The sequence below is a fragment of the Cyanobium sp. T1G-Tous genome (genome assembly GCF_024345455.1).
Classification (GTDB): domain Bacteria; phylum Cyanobacteriota; class Cyanobacteriia; order PCC-6307; family Cyanobiaceae; genus Cyanobium_A.
Genome location: NZ_JAGQBD010000010.1, coordinates 19,610 through 34,437, shown reverse-complemented (window position 1 = coordinate 34,437; position 14,828 = coordinate 19,610). Strand labels below are relative to the sequence as shown.

Annotated in this window: 15 protein-coding genes; 9 read left to right on the top strand and 6 right to left on the bottom strand. The window is 63.3% G+C overall.

Features of this window, described 5'->3' with window-relative positions; all coding sequences use genetic code 11:
* Positions 1–4: 4 nt before the first annotated feature.
* Positions 5–562 carry a hypothetical protein gene (locus KBY75_RS07465; protein ID WP_255023511.1) on the bottom strand — a complete coding sequence of 186 codons (558 nt, stop codon included), beginning with the start codon at positions 560–562 and terminating at the stop codon, positions 5–7.
* Positions 555–1,466 carry a cation diffusion facilitator family transporter gene (locus KBY75_RS07460; protein ID WP_255023510.1) on the bottom strand — a complete coding sequence of 304 codons (912 nt, stop codon included), beginning with the start codon at positions 1,464–1,466 and terminating at the stop codon, positions 555–557. The genes KBY75_RS07465 and KBY75_RS07460 overlap by 8 nt, the downstream gene beginning before the upstream one ends.
* Before the next feature lie 135 nt (positions 1,467–1,601).
* Here KBY75_RS07460 and KBY75_RS07455 point away from each other — a divergent pair, with 135 nt between their 5' ends.
* Genes KBY75_RS07455 through KBY75_RS07445 form a run of 3 tightly spaced genes read left to right on the top strand, consistent with a single transcriptional unit; the run spans position 1,602 to position 5,024 of the window.
* Positions 1,602–3,017 carry a YcjF family protein gene (locus KBY75_RS07455; RefSeq protein WP_255023509.1) on the top strand — a complete coding sequence of 472 codons (1,416 nt, stop codon included), beginning with the start codon at positions 1,602–1,604 and terminating at the stop codon, positions 3,015–3,017.
* Complete coding sequence (zupT, locus tag KBY75_RS07450; RefSeq protein WP_255023508.1) at positions 3,014–3,814, top strand: zinc transporter ZupT; 801 nt, start codon at positions 3,014–3,016, stop codon at positions 3,812–3,814. The genes KBY75_RS07455 and zupT overlap by 4 nt, the downstream gene beginning before the upstream one ends.
* A gap of 1 nt (position 3,815) precedes the next feature.
* Positions 3,816–5,024, top strand: coding sequence for a DUF4336 domain-containing protein (locus tag KBY75_RS07445; RefSeq protein WP_255023507.1), 1,209 nt, complete (start codon positions 3,816–3,818; stop codon positions 5,022–5,024).
* Between the two features lie 12 nt (positions 5,025–5,036).
* Here the strand turns inward: KBY75_RS07445 and KBY75_RS07440 are convergent, their stop codons facing one another.
* Positions 5,037–5,396, bottom strand: a complete 360-nt coding sequence (locus KBY75_RS07440; protein ID WP_254936978.1) for a DUF760 domain-containing protein — start codon at positions 5,394–5,396, stop codon at positions 5,037–5,039.
* 30 nt (positions 5,397–5,426) lie between these two features.
* Entirely contained in the window at positions 5,427–6,035 is a 609-nt protein-coding gene (gene lepB, locus KBY75_RS07435) for a signal peptidase I (protein ID WP_396098088.1), read from the bottom strand.
* Positions 6,036–6,079: 44 nt separating this feature from the next.
* Between lepB and menD the strand changes: the two genes are divergently transcribed.
* Genes menD through murF form a run of 6 tightly spaced genes read left to right on the top strand, consistent with a single transcriptional unit; the run spans position 6,080 to position 13,048 of the window.
* A complete protein-coding gene (gene menD, locus KBY75_RS07430) occupies positions 6,080–7,903 on the top strand; it encodes a 2-succinyl-5-enolpyruvyl-6-hydroxy-3-cyclohexene-1-carboxylic-acid synthase (RefSeq protein WP_255023506.1) in 1,824 nt (607 codons plus the stop codon).
* Positions 7,900–8,760: a 1,4-dihydroxy-2-naphthoyl-CoA synthase gene (gene menB / locus KBY75_RS07425; RefSeq protein WP_255023505.1), complete on the top strand. Its 861-nt coding sequence runs from the start codon at positions 7,900–7,902 to the stop codon at positions 8,758–8,760. Before menD ends, menB begins: the two co-directional genes overlap by 4 nt.
* A gap of 50 nt (positions 8,761–8,810) precedes the next feature.
* Positions 8,811–9,320 carry a L,D-transpeptidase gene (locus tag KBY75_RS07420; protein ID WP_255023504.1) on the top strand — a complete coding sequence of 170 codons (510 nt, stop codon included), beginning with the start codon at positions 8,811–8,813 and terminating at the stop codon, positions 9,318–9,320.
* A gap of 40 nt (positions 9,321–9,360) precedes the next feature.
* Positions 9,361–10,833 carry a glycogen synthase GlgA gene (gene glgA / locus KBY75_RS07415; protein WP_315859073.1) on the top strand — a complete coding sequence of 491 codons (1,473 nt, stop codon included), beginning with the start codon at positions 9,361–9,363 and terminating at the stop codon, positions 10,831–10,833.
* 10 nt (positions 10,834–10,843) lie between these two features.
* Positions 10,844–11,626: a hypothetical protein gene (locus KBY75_RS07410; protein WP_255023503.1), complete on the top strand. Its 783-nt coding sequence runs from the start codon at positions 10,844–10,846 to the stop codon at positions 11,624–11,626.
* Between the two features lie 27 nt (positions 11,627–11,653).
* Positions 11,654–13,048, top strand: coding sequence for a UDP-N-acetylmuramoyl-tripeptide--D-alanyl-D-alanine ligase (gene murF / locus KBY75_RS07405; protein WP_255023502.1), 1,395 nt, complete (start codon positions 11,654–11,656; stop codon positions 13,046–13,048).
* 113 nt (positions 13,049–13,161) lie between these two features.
* Here murF and KBY75_RS07400 read toward each other — a convergent pair whose 3' ends face one another.
* Both KBY75_RS07400 and glmU read right to left on the bottom strand, forming a co-directional pair.
* Positions 13,162–13,422 carry a chlorophyll a/b-binding protein gene (locus KBY75_RS07400; protein ID WP_255023501.1) on the bottom strand — a complete coding sequence of 87 codons (261 nt, stop codon included), beginning with the start codon at positions 13,420–13,422 and terminating at the stop codon, positions 13,162–13,164.
* A 25-nt stretch (positions 13,423–13,447) separates the two neighbouring features.
* Entirely contained in the window at positions 13,448–14,821 is a 1,374-nt protein-coding gene (gene glmU / locus KBY75_RS07395) for a bifunctional UDP-N-acetylglucosamine diphosphorylase/glucosamine-1-phosphate N-acetyltransferase GlmU (protein WP_255023500.1), read from the bottom strand.
* Between the last annotated feature and the right edge of the window lie 7 nt (positions 14,822–14,828).

Sequence of the window (14,828 nt, the reverse complement as noted above, 5' to 3'; positions counted from 1 at the left end):
CGCCTCAGCCTGTGCAGTCAGGGGCAAGTGTGCCGCATCGGCTGGCCAAGGGGGGGGTGAGCCAGTGCAGTCGATGGGGCTCCCGCTGCCCGCTGCGAGCTAGCACGATCAGGGGCAGGGCCCGCTGGGCCCCTGGTTGAAATTGGTTTCGATAGGTCTCCAGCAGCTCCAGGTAGGCAGCAAATGTCCAGCCGTGGTTGCCTCGCTCCTGGTGGCCCCAGAAGTGGCGCAGCGCCTCCTGGCAGGCCGGTTGCCCGAATTCATGCCAGCAGCGCAACTGGGCTGACCAGGCCGGCTGTCCGGCGGAGATCCAGTCCCGATAGCGCACCAGCTCCGGTGCTTCAGCGCTGGCATCTGGCGGCAGCACCAGGGCAAGCTGCTCCAGTGATATGCGGCGCAGCCTCAGCCAGCAGCGCTCAAGCAGGGCCACCGGCAGGCTGCCAACCCAAATGGGAGCAGCCTGTAGTTCCAGTGCCCAATCCAGCAGCTGGGCCTGCTGCCTAAGTGTTAATTGCGGGAGTGTCAATTGCGGCGGTGTCAATTGCGGCAGCTGCTCAGCCATGGGTGCCCTTAAAGGTGATCGCGGCGCTGGCGTATTCCCGGGGTTCGAGGTGGATCGTGCAGCGCACCCGACCAAACCGGGCCTCTAGGTGCTCCTCCACCAATTCGGTGATCCGGTGCGCCGTTGGCAGATCATTGGCATCCACCACCATGTGCATGTCGATGAAGACCTGCTGGCCGAGCACCCCGCGACTGGCGATGTCGTGACAGTTGAGTACCCCCGGCACCTCCATCGCGACCTGGTGAATGGCCTCCGGGGCAATGGCGATCTGATCAACCAACTGGGGCAAGTTGGTTCGCAGCACCGACCAGCACACCCGCACCAGCAGCAAGCAGAGTGGAATCGCTAGGGCGACATCGAGCCAACTGAGGTTGAGCCACACCGCTCCGGCTAGACCCACCAGCACCACTGCTGTTGTCCAGATGTCGCTGCTGGTGTGGGCCGCATCGGCCTTGAGCAGGGGACTGCCAAGCCTTCGCCCCTCGGCCCGCTCGTAGCCAGCCAACAGAATGTTGATACCAAGCACGAGCAGTAGTACCAGTAGCTCCCTGCTGTCCATGCGCAACGGCTGTAGTCCGGTGCGCAGCCTTCCGAGGGCGGCCTGCAGGATCTCGAAGGCGGTGAACAGGATGAAGGCTGCAATAGCCAGGGCACCCACCGCTTCGTATTTGTGGTGCCCGTATGGATGGTCCCGGTCCGGTTCGGGATCCGAAAGTCCATTGGTCACCAGTCCCAACAGACTTGAAAATCCGTCAGTGGCGCTGTGCATGGCATCCGCCAGCACGGCGAGTGAGCCACTCAATAGCCCCAGCAGCAATTTCAACAGCGTCATGCTGATGTTGACGGCCAGGGCCACCAGCAGCACTCGCTTCACTTGTTCGCGGGTGTCCTGGCGAACCTCCATTGGGTTGTCCCTTACTCCTGGAGCTGGCAAGGCAGACCCCCGACTCGCGCCCAAGCTATTGGCATTTGGCGCCTGCGCAGCGTCTCAAGCTGAGCTAAAGATGCATCAGCTTGTCCAGGGCCGTTGACGCCGCCGGTGACCATCCCCCAGCTCGACGGGTTAGCCATGGTCCGCCAGGCCATGCCCAAGACCCTCAAACCATGGCTGCCGGCTATCGGCACCGGGCTTGCGGGCTGGTTTGCCCTCGATGGGCTACTGCGGTTGAGCCACCTGTCCATCGCCTCTGGTCTCACCTTGGCGGGCCTGGGCTTGGGTGCTTCGCTGCTGCGCCGCCGCCAACCCCGGGGGCCAGCCCCTACGGATGTGCCCGGCTGGCTGGGGCGCCTGGAGCAGCTTGAGGGTCAGTTTTTACGGCTGGTAGGGGAACCAGCTCCAGCCCAGGCTGAGCTTGATAGCCGGATGCGCAAGGACCAACTGGCAGCCCTGCACCAGGAGCTGGATCGGCAGGGCTTGCAGTTGGCCTTAGTGGGTACCTTTCCTCCGGCTGTGGCTCTGCAGCCAGATCTGATCGAGGCCCTGCGTGGTCCCGAGTCACTTCAGCTTCACTGGGCCCACCCCTTGCCGGCTTGGAGCAAGGATTGGTCTTGGCCTGAAGCATTTGCTGCCTGCGACCTGCTGATCCACCATCTGCGCACTCCTCTCTCAGCTGCTGATCTGCGCTGGCTAGAGGCCCTACCCGCCGCTCAGCCCGCCTGGCTGCTGGTGGAATTCAGCAGCGGTGACCAGACTCTCGAAGCTCTGACCGCTGAATTGCGTTCCCAGCTTGGACAGGATCTTTCCCAGCGTCTCCTGTTTTGGAACGGCCTGCCCACGACGCTTGCGGCCAGCATTTCGCCCTTAGCCCGCCACCTCGCCAGTGCCGGAGCTGAGCTGCGCCGCGGCCGCCAGCTGCGTCGTCTTCAGCAATTGCATGGCCTGTGGCAGTGCAATCTTGAGCAGCTGCGGCGGCAGCACTTCCTGCCACTGCAGCGGCGCACCCAATGGCTGGTGGCGGCGGGGGTTGTGGCGGCGCCCCTGCCAAGCCTCGATCTGCTGGTGCTTGCGGTGGCTAATGGCTTGATGTTGCGCGAAATGGCTCGACTCTGGGATTGCCCCTGGACTTTCGAGCAGCTGCAGGCCGCCGCCAGCGAACTCGCCAAGGCAGCCCTCGCCCAGGGGGTTGTGGAATGGAGCAGCCAGCTTCTTACTGGCCTGGTCAAGTTGCATGGCGCCACCTGGCTGGTGGGGGGTGCGTTGCAGGCGCTCAGCGCCGCCTATCTCACCAGGGTTGTGGCCAGGTCCATGGCTGACATGTTGGCCCTCTCGGCGGGGGTGAGCGAGCCGGATCTCGCCGAGATCAAACGCCAGGCACCCCTGTTGGTGGCCACGGCAGCGGCGGCGGAAAAACTTGACTGGCCTGCATTTCTCGAGCAGGGCCGGCAGTGGCTTCGCAACCTGCCCCCTGCCGGCATGGACAGCTCAGATCTGATGGCAGCGGAGCCAACCCCTTGATTGCCCTCGATCAGCGGGTGTTGTTTGCCTTTCTGCTCACCCTGGCAGCCGGTCTTTGCACTGGGCTTGGCAGTTTGCTTGGCCTGGTGTCGAGGCGATTTAGCCCCAAGTTGCTCAGTTTGTCGTTGAGCTTTTCGGCTGGCGTGATGATTTTTGTCTCCTTTGTGGAGATATTTCCCAAGGCCAGGCAAGCGCTGGCCCTCGGGCTTGGAGCCACTACCGGCTATGCGGTAACTGTGCTGGCTTTTTTTGCTGGCATGGTGGTGATTGCCTTGATCGACAACGTCCTACCCAGCCATGATCTGACCCTTACTGAGGCCAACTTGCCCAGGGCCCAGTCGCAGACCTTGCTGCGCACAGGGTTGTTTTCGGCCCTGGCGATTGCCATCCACAATTTTCCAGAGGGTTTGGCCACCTTTGTTGGTGCCCTCTCAAGTCCCAGGCTTGGCATCAGCATCGCTATTGCCATAGCCATCCACAACATTCCCGAGGGCCTGGCGATTTCAGCCCCGGTGTATTACGCCACTGGCAGCCGCCGCACTGCTTTTTGGGTGTCTTTCGCCTCAGGGCTTGCTGAGCCCATCGGTGCAGTGGTGGGCTATGTCTTTTTAAAAACATTTCTCAGCGACACGGTGATGGGATTGGTTTTCGCCAGCGTCGCCGGCTTGATGATTTACATCTGCTTCGATGAATTGCTGCCTGCCGCCCAGCGCACCGGGGCCCATCATCACGTGATGATTGCTGGCCTCACGGCAGGAATGCTGGTGATGAGTGTCAGCTTGGTGCTGCTGGCCTGAGGTGACCCAGCTCCCCAGCAGAGATTCAGCGGCGCCTGGCGCAGATCAGAGCTGGCCCTGGTGGCCGCTGTTGCCGCTCTACCCCTACGGTCGCCGCCGCACCTTGGTGCGCGAATTGATCCCTGGCCAGGTCTGGAGTTTTGAGCAGCTCCAGGGGGTGTTTTACGTGGCAGTGCCGATCCGGATGACGGTGGTGCGTTTGCGTGCTGGTCTGTTGCTCTATGCCCCCGTGCCCCCCACTGGAGAGGTGCGGGCAGCTCTTGCCGAGCTGGAACACCGCTACGGCCCCGTTTGCACGATCGTGCTGCCTACCAGCTCTGGCCTCGAGCACAAGCTGCCGGTGCCGGCGATGGCAAGGGCGTTCCCTGCTGCCCAGGTGTGGGTGACACCACGGCAGTGGAGCTTCCCCTTGCCGCTGCCGCTGTCCTGGTTGGGGTTCCCGGCCCAGCGCACCCGGGTGCTGTTTGAGCAGGGGCTCCCCCATGCCGATGAGCTGCACTGGCTACCGCTCGGGCCCCTAGATCTAGGCCTGGGCACCTTCATGGAGGCGGCCTGCCTGCACCGCGCTAGCGGCTGCCTGCTGCTCACCGATGCCCTAGTGGCCATCAGTGAGCAGCCCCCAGAGCTATTTGATGCCGATCCAACACCGCTGCTTTTCCATGCCAGGGATCGCGGTGATGCGCCCCTGCTCGACACTCCTGATTGCCGCAGACGGGGCTGGCAGCGACTGGTGTTGTTTGCCTCCTATCTCCGCCCAGATCATCTGCAGGTGCCTGGAATCAGGGAATTGCTCTCTGGCCTGCTGGCCGCGGGGGTGCGCTCGCCGCGGGCCTATTTCGGTCTCTATCCCTTCCGCTGGCAGGAGGGCTGGCAGGCTGAATTTCGGCGGCTAGTGCCTGGTTCTGAGGCTGCACTGCTGGTGGCGCCTGTCTTGGAGCGGCTGGTGTTTCCCCGCTGCCGGGCCGCCCTGGTCACCTGGATCCGCACTTTGGCTGGCCAAGCCGAAATCCGCTGGCTGGTGCCGGCCCATTACGAAGCTCCGCTGGCCTGCAGCCCTCAGCAACTAAGGGAGCTTGCAGACCGCCTGGAAGGGCGCGATTGGGCACCAGACAGGGGCAGCTGGGCTTACCTGAGCGGCATTGACAAAACCCTCCTGCGCTTTGGAGTGGTTCCTGAACAACCCGCGGAGCCTGGGCCAGGGGATTTCTGAGCTTGAACTAACTCAGAGCCTGAGCTCGCCTGGGTCGGCATCGAGGTCGCTGTCCAGATCTCCGCAGCCCAGCAGGCTCGTGTCCAGTTCCATGCGCTGTTCCATCTGGCGCAGGAAATAGCCGGTCATCATCGCTGAAGCCAGCAGGCCAGCCAGGTTTTCTCGGTTGGTCTGAATCTTGACCTCGAACTGCTCGCCGGGAAGCATCCCCAACAGCCCTTGGACGTTGTGGCGAATGATGTCTTGGATGTCGCTACTGGCTGAGCGAGCAACCCTTTGCAGCACATCAGGAGATTGCTCCTGCAGGTACTGAATCAACGAGTTACCGCTGATCGCTTCGTTATCGGTGGTCAGGAACTCCGGGTTGAACATCGCCGGCGTGCGCTGCATCCGGATTGCACCTTACCCCAGCTCATTCGTCGTACCAGGGGGGTGGCCCATGGCGGAGATCCGTAACCAGCCAAACCGATCTAGGGGCCAGTAGCGAAGCACCGCCGTGCCGATCAAGGCCTTTTGAGGCAGGGGCCCCCAGAGGTGGGAATCCAAGCTGGCATTGCGGTTGTCACCCAAAACCAACAGATGGTCTGGGGGCACCGTGAGGGGTTCCAGCTGGTAGTCCATCGGTTCGGCTGACCAATCGATCGGCGCCTTGCTGCCGTTGCGCCAAAGCACACCATCGCGCACCTCCACTTCATCGCCCGCTTGTGCCACCACCCGCTTGATCAGGGCCGCCTTGGGGTCGTAGCCAGCGGCTACCAGGGCTGTGGGGGGATGGAATACCACCACGGTGCCGATCGGTACGGGGCGATGCAGCCGGGCGCGCAGCTTCTCCACCAGCACCCGATCCTGCAGTTGCAGGGCTGGGAGCATCGATCCCGAGGGAATCCAGCGGGGCTCCAGCACCGCCCAGCGCAGCACCAGGGCCAGCAACACCCAGACCAGTACTGGCACCACCTGGCGGCGCAGGGTTTCGACCAGGCTGGAAGTGCTGCTGCGGGGCGAGGACGACAAGGGGGCAGTGGAGACTGGTTCAATCCATCCTGAACCGCCCTGGCGTGGAGTTGGCCCGTCGCAATCTCGAGGCGGCGCTGCTGCTGCTGAAGGCCCTGATGGGTGAGGGGCTCAGCCAGGCCGTGTTGTGTCCTGGCAGTCGCTCCGGTGCCCTGGCCCTGGCCCTAGGCGTGCTTGAGCCGCGCGGGCTGACGCTGTTTACCGCCATTGATGAGCGCTCTGCCGCCTTTTTTGCCCTGGGATTGGCCAGGGCCACTGGAAAAGCAGTTGCGGTTGTCACCACCTCGGGCACCGCTGTGGCAAACCTGCTGCCCGCCGCGGTGGAAGCGGACTATGGCGCCATCCCCCTTTTGCTGATCAGTGCTGATCGCCCCACCCAACTCAAGGGCTGTGGGGCAAACCAGACCGTGAACCAGGAAAGCTTTCTGGCAGCCAGTGTGCGCTGGTTTGGCCAGGGCGATGGCACAGGACTGGCTGCCATGACGGACGCTGCCATCACTGCCCTGGCTCGCCAGGCATGGTCTGCAACCCGTCCCCCTGGCCTGGCCCCGGGGCCAGTGCACCTCAACCTTCCCTTTGCCGAACCTCTACATGCGGACGGGCCGGCGCTGCTTGAGGCCATCGCCCACGGTTCTCTTGAGACAACTCCCCTTTCGTCAAGATCACCGTCATTGGGCGAGCTCGCCCTGAGTGCAACTGGATCAGGGATCCAGGCAACGCCCTTCAGCCCCGCTCCCGATCCAGACCAGCCTGGGGTGGTGGTTGCTGGTCCCTGGCGCGGCTTGCCCCAGCACTGGACTGGTTATGTGGAGGCTTTGCTGCGCTGGCAGCGGCGCACGGGCTGGCCCGTGCTGGCCGACGGACTGAGTGGGCTGCGGGGGTTGGCTGAACTCGATTTGATCAGCAGCTACGACCTACTGCTCGAGGCTCCTGAGCCCAAGCTGCGTTCAGCCCAGGTATTGCGCCTTGGCCCCTTGCCCGCCAGCCGCCGCCTACAGCGCTGGCTGGCCGACCAGAACGCTCATCAGTGGCTTGTCAGTGAGGGCGAGCCGAGATGTCTTGATCCGCTCGGCAGCGGATGGCTCGGCAGAGGATGCCAGCAGAGCGCCGCCGGTTTGGCCGGCTGGAGCGCCAGCTTGCCTCCAACTATCTGGGCCGGCGGCCCCAGTGGCGAGGCCCTGCAGTTTGGGGCCTGCTGGCACCAGCGGGAGCTGCAATTACAACTCTGGCTAGATCAGCAGCTAGCCAGTGGTGGTGTGGCTGAAATCGGTGTTAACGAGCTTTGTTTGGCGCGCCAACTGGGGCTCCTGCTGCCCGCCGGTTTGCCGCTGGTGCTTGCCAACAGCAGCCCGGTGCGCGATTGGGAGAGCTTCGCCAATCCCGCTGCCCCCTGGCGACCGGTTTATGGGTTCAGAGGGGCATCCGGCATCGATGGCACCCTCTCGATCGCCTGCGGGGTTGCTGAGGCCCATGGCCAGGCGGTGCTGCTCACGGGTGATCTGGCCCTGCTCCATGACAGCCATGGCTGGCTCTGGCAGCGCCAACTAAAGGGGCGTCTCACCGTGATCCTGATCAACAACGGCGGTGGCGGCATCTTTGAGCAGCTGCCGATACGCACTACGCCTGAGCAGGCCCTGGATTTCGAGAGGTTGTTTGCCATGCCGCAGCAGCTTGATCACTTGGCCTTGGCTGCAGCCCATGGCGTGCCGGGGCGCAGGGTGGAGCAGCTTGCTGGCTTGCCATCCCAGCTGGACTGGGCGCTGCAGCAGCCGCTGGCGCTGCTTGAGCTGGTCAGCGATCGCCGCGCCGATGCACTCAGGCGCCAGACCTTGCGCAGAATGGCCGCCCAAGCCCTGATGCAGTCTTGAGCCCTTCCTCCCCGACCCCGTCAGCGGTGCAGTGGCAGCCCGCCGGCTCCTACGAGGACATCCTTTTTGACCTGTGCGAGGAGGGGATCGCCCGCATCACGATCAACCGACCCCACAAGCGCAACGCCTTCCGGCCCCGCACCGTGCAGGAGCTTTGCGACGCCTTTTCCCGAGTTCGCGACAACCCTCGGGTCGGGGTGGTGTTGTTTACCGGTGCCGGCCCAGCGGCTGATGGCGGTTGGGCCTTTTGCGCTGGCGGCGATCAAAGTGTGCGCGGCGATGGGGGCTATCTCGACGAGTCGGGTTTGCCCCGTCTCAATGTGCTGGATCTGCAACGCCTGATCCGCAGCTTGCCGAAGGTGGTGATTGCCCTGGTGGCCGGTTACGCGATCGGTGGTGGCCAGGTGCTGCATCTGCTGTGCGATCTGAGCCTGGCGGCTGAGAACGCCGTATTTGGCCAGACGGGACCGCGGGTGGGCAGTTTTGATGGGGGCTTTGGCGCCGGCTACCTGGCCCGGCTGGTGGGCCAGCGGAAGGCGCGGGAGATTTGGTTCCTCTGCCGTCAATACGGGGCCGACCAGGCTTTGGCCATGGGCTTGGTGAATGGGGTTGTGCCCCTTGATCAGCTGGAGGCGGAGGGGATCAGCTGGGCGCGCGAGGTGCTGCAGCACAGCCCCACGGCGATCCGTTGCCTCAAGGCTGCCTTCAACGCTGAAACCGACGGCTTAGCAGGAATTCAGGAGCTGGCCGGCCAGGCCACCCATCTCTTTTATCGAACAGCAGAGGGCCAGGAGGGGCGCAATGCCTTCCTTGAGAAGCGACCGCCGGACTTCTCCGATGCTCCCTGGCTACCTTGAAAACAAACGGATTTCTTCTCAGGGCAGTGGGTTGTTTGGGGCTGCTGCGGTTGCTTCCGCCCCTGCTAGTGGGAGCCGTTTTTTTTGTGCCACCCCTTGCCGGTGCAGCTGTGGAGCCAGCTCAGCAGCGTCGGCTCGTACTAGACCGGCGCCAGCGCCAGTTGTTGGTCCTAGAGGGCAACCAGGAGCGCAAACGCTTCCCGGTGGGTGTCGGTCGGCCGGGCTGGGAGACCCCGGTGGGTCAGTTTTCGGTTATCGAGCTAGCAGTAGATCCCACCTGGGAGCATCCCGCCTCCGGCCAACTCATCCCGCCTGGACCTGCCAACCCCCTAGGCAGCCGGTGGATCGGCTTTCACCGCGACTGCAAGGGCCGCGCCGGCTTCAACGGCAGCGAACACCTTGTAGTGAAGGGTTGCGTCAGTGCTGGCTTCCACGGCACACCCCAGCGGCACAGCGTGGGCCAGGCCGTTTCTCACGGCTGCGTGCGCCTACTGGATGAGCATGTGCGCGAACTGTTCGATCTGGTGGAGATGGGCACGCCCGTGACGGTGTTGCCTTAGCGACGACCGTAGAGTTGCGACCACCTCCGGTAACTCTGGGATGCGGGTCTTGTTTGCGGCGGCCGAATGCGCGCCGATGATCAAGGTCGGGGGCATGGGGGATGTGGTGGGCTCCTTGCCCCCTGCCCTAGCTGCCTTAGGCCACGACGTACGCATCATCCTGCCGGGTTACGGCAAGTTGTGGTCCAAGTTGAAGGTTTCGCCAGAGCCCATCTGGCGCGGCCACACGATGGGCAATGACTTCGCTGTCTTTGAGGCCCGCCATCCCACCAACGGCCTGATTCTCTATTTAGTGGGCCATCCGGTGTTCGATCCGGAGCGCATCTACGGCGGCGAAGACGAGGATTGGCGCTTCACTTTCTTTGCCAGCGCCACTGCGGAATTCTGCTGGAATCACTGGAAACCTCAGGTGCTGCACTGCCACGACTGGCACACCGGCATGTTGCCGGTGTGGATGCATCAAGACCCGGAGATCAGCACCGTATTCACAATCCACAATCTCAAGTATCAGGGCCCTTGGCGCTGGAAACTTGATCGAATCACCTGGTGTCCCTGGTATATGCAAGGGGACCACACGATGGCGGCGGCTTTGCTGTACGCCGATCGGGTCAATGCGGTGTCTCCCACCTATGCGATGGAGATCCGCACGCCCCAATACGGCGAGCATCTCGATGGCTTGCTGAATTTCATCAGTGGCAAGTTGCGCGGCATTCTCAACGGCATTGATACCGAAGACTGGAATCCAGCCACTGATGCCAGCCTGCCAGCCCAGTTTTCGGCTGCGGATTTAGCCCCCCGTGCCATTAATAAGCAGGCCCTGCAGGAGCGCTTTGGCTTGGCTGTGAATCCCCGCTCCTACCTAATGGGAATGGTGAGCCGGCTAGTCGATCAAAAAGGTGTCGACCTGCTGCTGCAGGTTGCTGATCGGGTGTTGGCATATACCGACAGCCAGGTTGTTGTTCTGGGCACGGGGGATCGAACCTATGAGTCGGGGCTATGGCAGATGGCAGCGCGCCATCCCGGCCGCTTCGCCGTTTTCCTCACCTACGACGATGCCCTTTCAAGGTTGATTTATGCCGGCAGCGACGCTTTCTTGATGCCGAGTCGCTTTGAGCCCTGCGGTATCAGCCAGATGCTGGCCATGCGCTATGGCTCGATTCCAGTGGTGCGGATGGTGGGCGGTCTGGTGGACACCGTGCCCCCCAACGACCCCCTGGCTGGCAGCGGCAACGGCTATGGCTTCGATCGCTATGAGCCAATCGATTTTTATACGGCGATCGTGCGCTCCTGGGAGGCCTACCGCAATCAGGCCAGTTGGCAGGAACTCCAGCGCCGGGGCATGGGCGTGGACTTCAGCTGGGCCCGCTCGGCGCTCGAATACGACGCCATGTACCGCGACGTTTGCGGGGTAAAAGAGCCAACGCCTGAGGCTGCCGCGGTTGAGCGTTTCTCCCAAGGTCAAGATGCTGACCCCAGCCGGCGGGGCCTGGCTTCCCTGCTGAAGCGTCGTTGAACCGCTTTTGGTGACGCCACCCACTTCCGCCCCCGATAGATCGGGCCGTTCGGAGCCGCCTGCTCCCTATCCGGCCCCTTACGTAGAACCTTGGGGCCGTCTTGCAGTGGACCTGCGTGCCGCCTTGGCCAGCACGGTGCTCAAGCTGCGGGAGCTGGTGCGCCGCAACCGTGAGGGAGATTTATCCGTGCCTGGCTTTTGGCCCCAAGCACTCGCGACCTTTTTTTGGCCGGTGCTGCTAGCCCTGGGCCTGGCTGTATTGGCGTGTTTGCTGACGCTGCTGATAAAAACTGTCTTCTCTAGCCCCACCCCCTCCACTTTTGATATTGCGGGTAGTTCAGCTGTTCAACCAGCTGTTCAACCAGTTGTGGAACAAGTTGCCCCCCGTTCTGATCTGCAGCTTGCCCAGGCCCTAAGCCAGCCAGCTGCTCGCTCTGTTGATCCAGCGCCAAGCTCCCCTGAGCCTCCTGAGCTTGCAGAGCCTGCTCCTGCCGTGCGCCTTGAGCTCGACCCCCTGCTGGCCCTGCTCTCAAACGATGACCCCGATGGCTGTATTGCTTCTGCGCTCCCCCACCCCGAGCAGGGGCTGCTCGATCTGGAGCTGGTGAGTACCTGGGCAGGCTTGCCATTGCAGCGACGCCAGCAGCAAGCCGATCTCTGGCTGCTGCGCGGCCGCGAGTTGGGTTACGAGCGTCTGCGCCTGGTTGCACCTGGTGGCAATCTGCTGGCTCAGGCCGCCCGGGTGGGTAGCGGCATGGTGCTGTTGGAGGCGGAGCCAATTCCTCAGGCATGATCCTCGGCATCGCCCCGACAGCCGACGATGAGTCTGCGTTTAGCCCAGTTGCAGGAGCTTTGGGGTCCACCCGCCACCGGCCCACTGGCGGTGGATCAGGCGGAGCTGAAGCTTGCCTCTCAGGCCATCTGCACCGATAGCCGCCAGCTGCGCGGCGGCGACCTTTTTCTGCCGCTGATTGGCGAGCGCTTCGATGGCCATGGCTTCCTTGCCGGTGCCCTCGAGGCAGGAGCCGCCGCCCTGGTAGCCCAGGCGGGCCACCTTGCGCCAGCCTCCCAGGCCAGTGTGTTGGCTGCTGCCGCCGCAGCTCATGTTCCCCTCTGGCTGGTGCCGGACACCCTGCAGGCTTACCAGGATCTGGCGCGTCTCTGGCGCCTGCAGCTTGCAGCGCCAGTGGTGGCGGTGACTGGTTCCGCCGGCAAGACCACCACGCGGGAACTTATCCGCAGTGCCCTGGCTCCGCTTGGGCCGATCTGGGCTTCCAGCGGCAACGAAAACAACGACGTTGGCGTCCCCCTGACCTTGCTCGGCGCAGCCCCTGATCAGGCGGCCTTGGTTGTGGAAATGGGCATGCGGGGCCTCGGTGAGATCGAACGACTGAGTCGTTGCGCCAGCCCCGATGTGGCAGTGATCACCAACATCGGCACAGCCCACATCGGCCGGCTTGGCAGTCGCGAGGCAATCGCAACGGCTAAGTGTGAAATCGTGGCTGGTTTGGGGCCCGATGGCTTGGTGGTGATCCCGGCTGGTGATCCTCTTCTGGACCGTGCCCTGGCCAGGGTGTGGTCTGGCCGGGTAGTGCGGGTTGCCCTGCAGGGAGAAGGCCATGAAGCGGCCGCAGATCTGGTGGGCAGCCTTGATTGCCAGGGGGAGATTTTGGAGTTGGCCGGAGTGGCCCTGCCCATGCCGCTCGAGGGAGTGCATCACGCCCGCAACCTGATGCTTGCCATGGCGGTAGCTCGTGAGCTCGGCCTTGAGCCTGAGCGTTGGCGGCCCCTGCAGGTGGATCTGCCCGGAGGACGCAGTCGCCGTTTGCAGCAAAATGGCGTGCTGATACTTGACGAGACCTATAACGCCTCACCGGAGGCTGTGCTTGCCGCCTTGGATCTGCTGGCCCAGCAGCCAGGCCGCCGCTTCGCGGTGCTCGGCACGATGCTCGAGCTGGGCGAGCAGAGCCTCTCTCTGCACCGCAGCGTGGCCGAGCGGGCAAGGCAGCTAGACCTTGATGGGCTGGTGATCGTGGACCAGGGCGAGGAAGGGGCGGCCATGGTTGCGGCGGCCACTGGCCTATCGCGTTTAAAGCAGGTGGATTGCCCGGAGGCCGCGGCCGAGCCATTGCAGCAATGGCTGCAGCCTGGAGATGTGCTTCTGCTCAAGGCCAGTCGGGGAGTTGCTCTAGAGCGCTTGATCCCGCTTCTCTAATCGGCCCTCCGGGCTCGGCGCGATCGGCCATGATGGCTGCGGAGCAGCATTTCACGATGTTGTGCCTTCGGGCGAAGGTCCTGGGTGGTGGTTCACTCGGGGCCTTTCTGCTTTCAGCCCAAATACCAATGCAACATGGCAGCCAGCTGGCCCACCATGCCCTTGCCGGTGAGAAGCTCGCCGGCGATTGCTGCGACAAAGCCAAGCATGGCCACCCGACCGTTTAATAGTTCCACCCCGGCAAGGGCAGCTTTGTTCCAGGGTTTGGGACTGGTCATGCTCTCGCCAAACCGTTCCACCGGCTCGTAGAGAAAGCCCTCTTCATCTGGTGAAGCTGCATCTGGTGAAGCTGCAGGACGCCTGTCTCGATTCATAAAAGCTGGGGAGGATTGGCGCAGCCTATGGGGCTGGAGGGCTTGGCTGGTTTAACTGGGTGGACCAGTTTTCCTTGACGAGCTGGCGAGCGCGGCCCAAGGCGAGCGACCCGGCCGGCACGTCCTTGGTGATCGTCGAGCCAGCTCCAACGGTGACGTTTTCGCCCAGGGTCAGTGGTGCCACCAGCACAGAATTTGCGCCGGTTTTGCTGCCGGCGCCCACCACGGTGCGGTGTTTGCGTACGCCGTCGTAGTTGGCGGTGATTGTGCCTGCACCCACGTTGACGCCAGCACCAAGATCTGCATCGCCGATATAGCTGAGATGGTTTACTTTCACGCCATTGGCAAGACTGCTGTTTTTCACTTCTACAAAATTGCCGACGTGACAGTGCTCCGCCAAAGAGGTGCCTGGGCGTAGCTGGGCGAAGGGGCCAATGGCGCAGTGCCCACCCACCTGCACCTGGCGCAGCACTGAATAGAGCACGGTCACACCTGCTCCCAAACTGCTGTCTTCGATCAAACAGCCGGGCCCGATGCGGCAGCCATCGCCGATGGAGCTGCTACCGCGGAAGTGGCATTGGGGTTCAACCACAACATCCTGGCCAAAGCGGCAGCCCTCGCTGAGGGTGCAGCTAGCTGGATCGACAAAGCTGACACCCTCAGCCATCCAGTGGCGCTTTAGCCGTTCCTGCAGTGCCGCCTCGCATTGGCTGAGCTGGAGCCGGTCGTTGATACCGGCAATTTCGTCGGCATCGGCCACCTCTCGGTGCATGGCCGGTCGGAGCAGGGCCACCGTGTCGGTGAGGTAAAGCTCGCCTTGGTCGTTGTCGGTGGTGAGCTTGGGCAGCACCTCGGCCAACTTGGCCCAGTTGAAGCAGTAGATACCGGCGTTGGTGAGGTCGTTGAGACGCTGGTGGTCGTTGCAGTCGCGGTGCTCCACGATTGCGCTAACTGAGCCGTTGGCATCGGCAAACACTCGCCCGTAACCACTGGGATCGTCCAGCCTGGCTGTCAGCAGGGTCACGGCAGCGCCACTGCTGCGGTGTTGCTCCAGCAGGGTCGCAAGGGTTTCGGGGCGTAGCAACGGCACGTCGCCATTGAGTACCAGCAGATCGCCGCTGAAGTCTTTTAGCGGCTCGAGCAGCTGCTGCACGGCGTGGCCAGTGCCGTTCTGTGGCTGCTGCAACACGAATTCCAGGCCGCTTAGGCCCTGCATCTGCTGCTCCACCCGCTCGGCCTGGTGGCCAACGATCAGCAGGCGCCGCTCTGGCTGAAGCTGCTCGCAGCTGGCCAGTACCCGCTCCACCAGGGTGGCACCGGCTAGGGGCTGGAGCACCTTGGGCAGGGCGCTCTTCATGCGGGTGCCCTTCCCTGCGGCCAATACGGCGACGGCGAGCATGGACTTT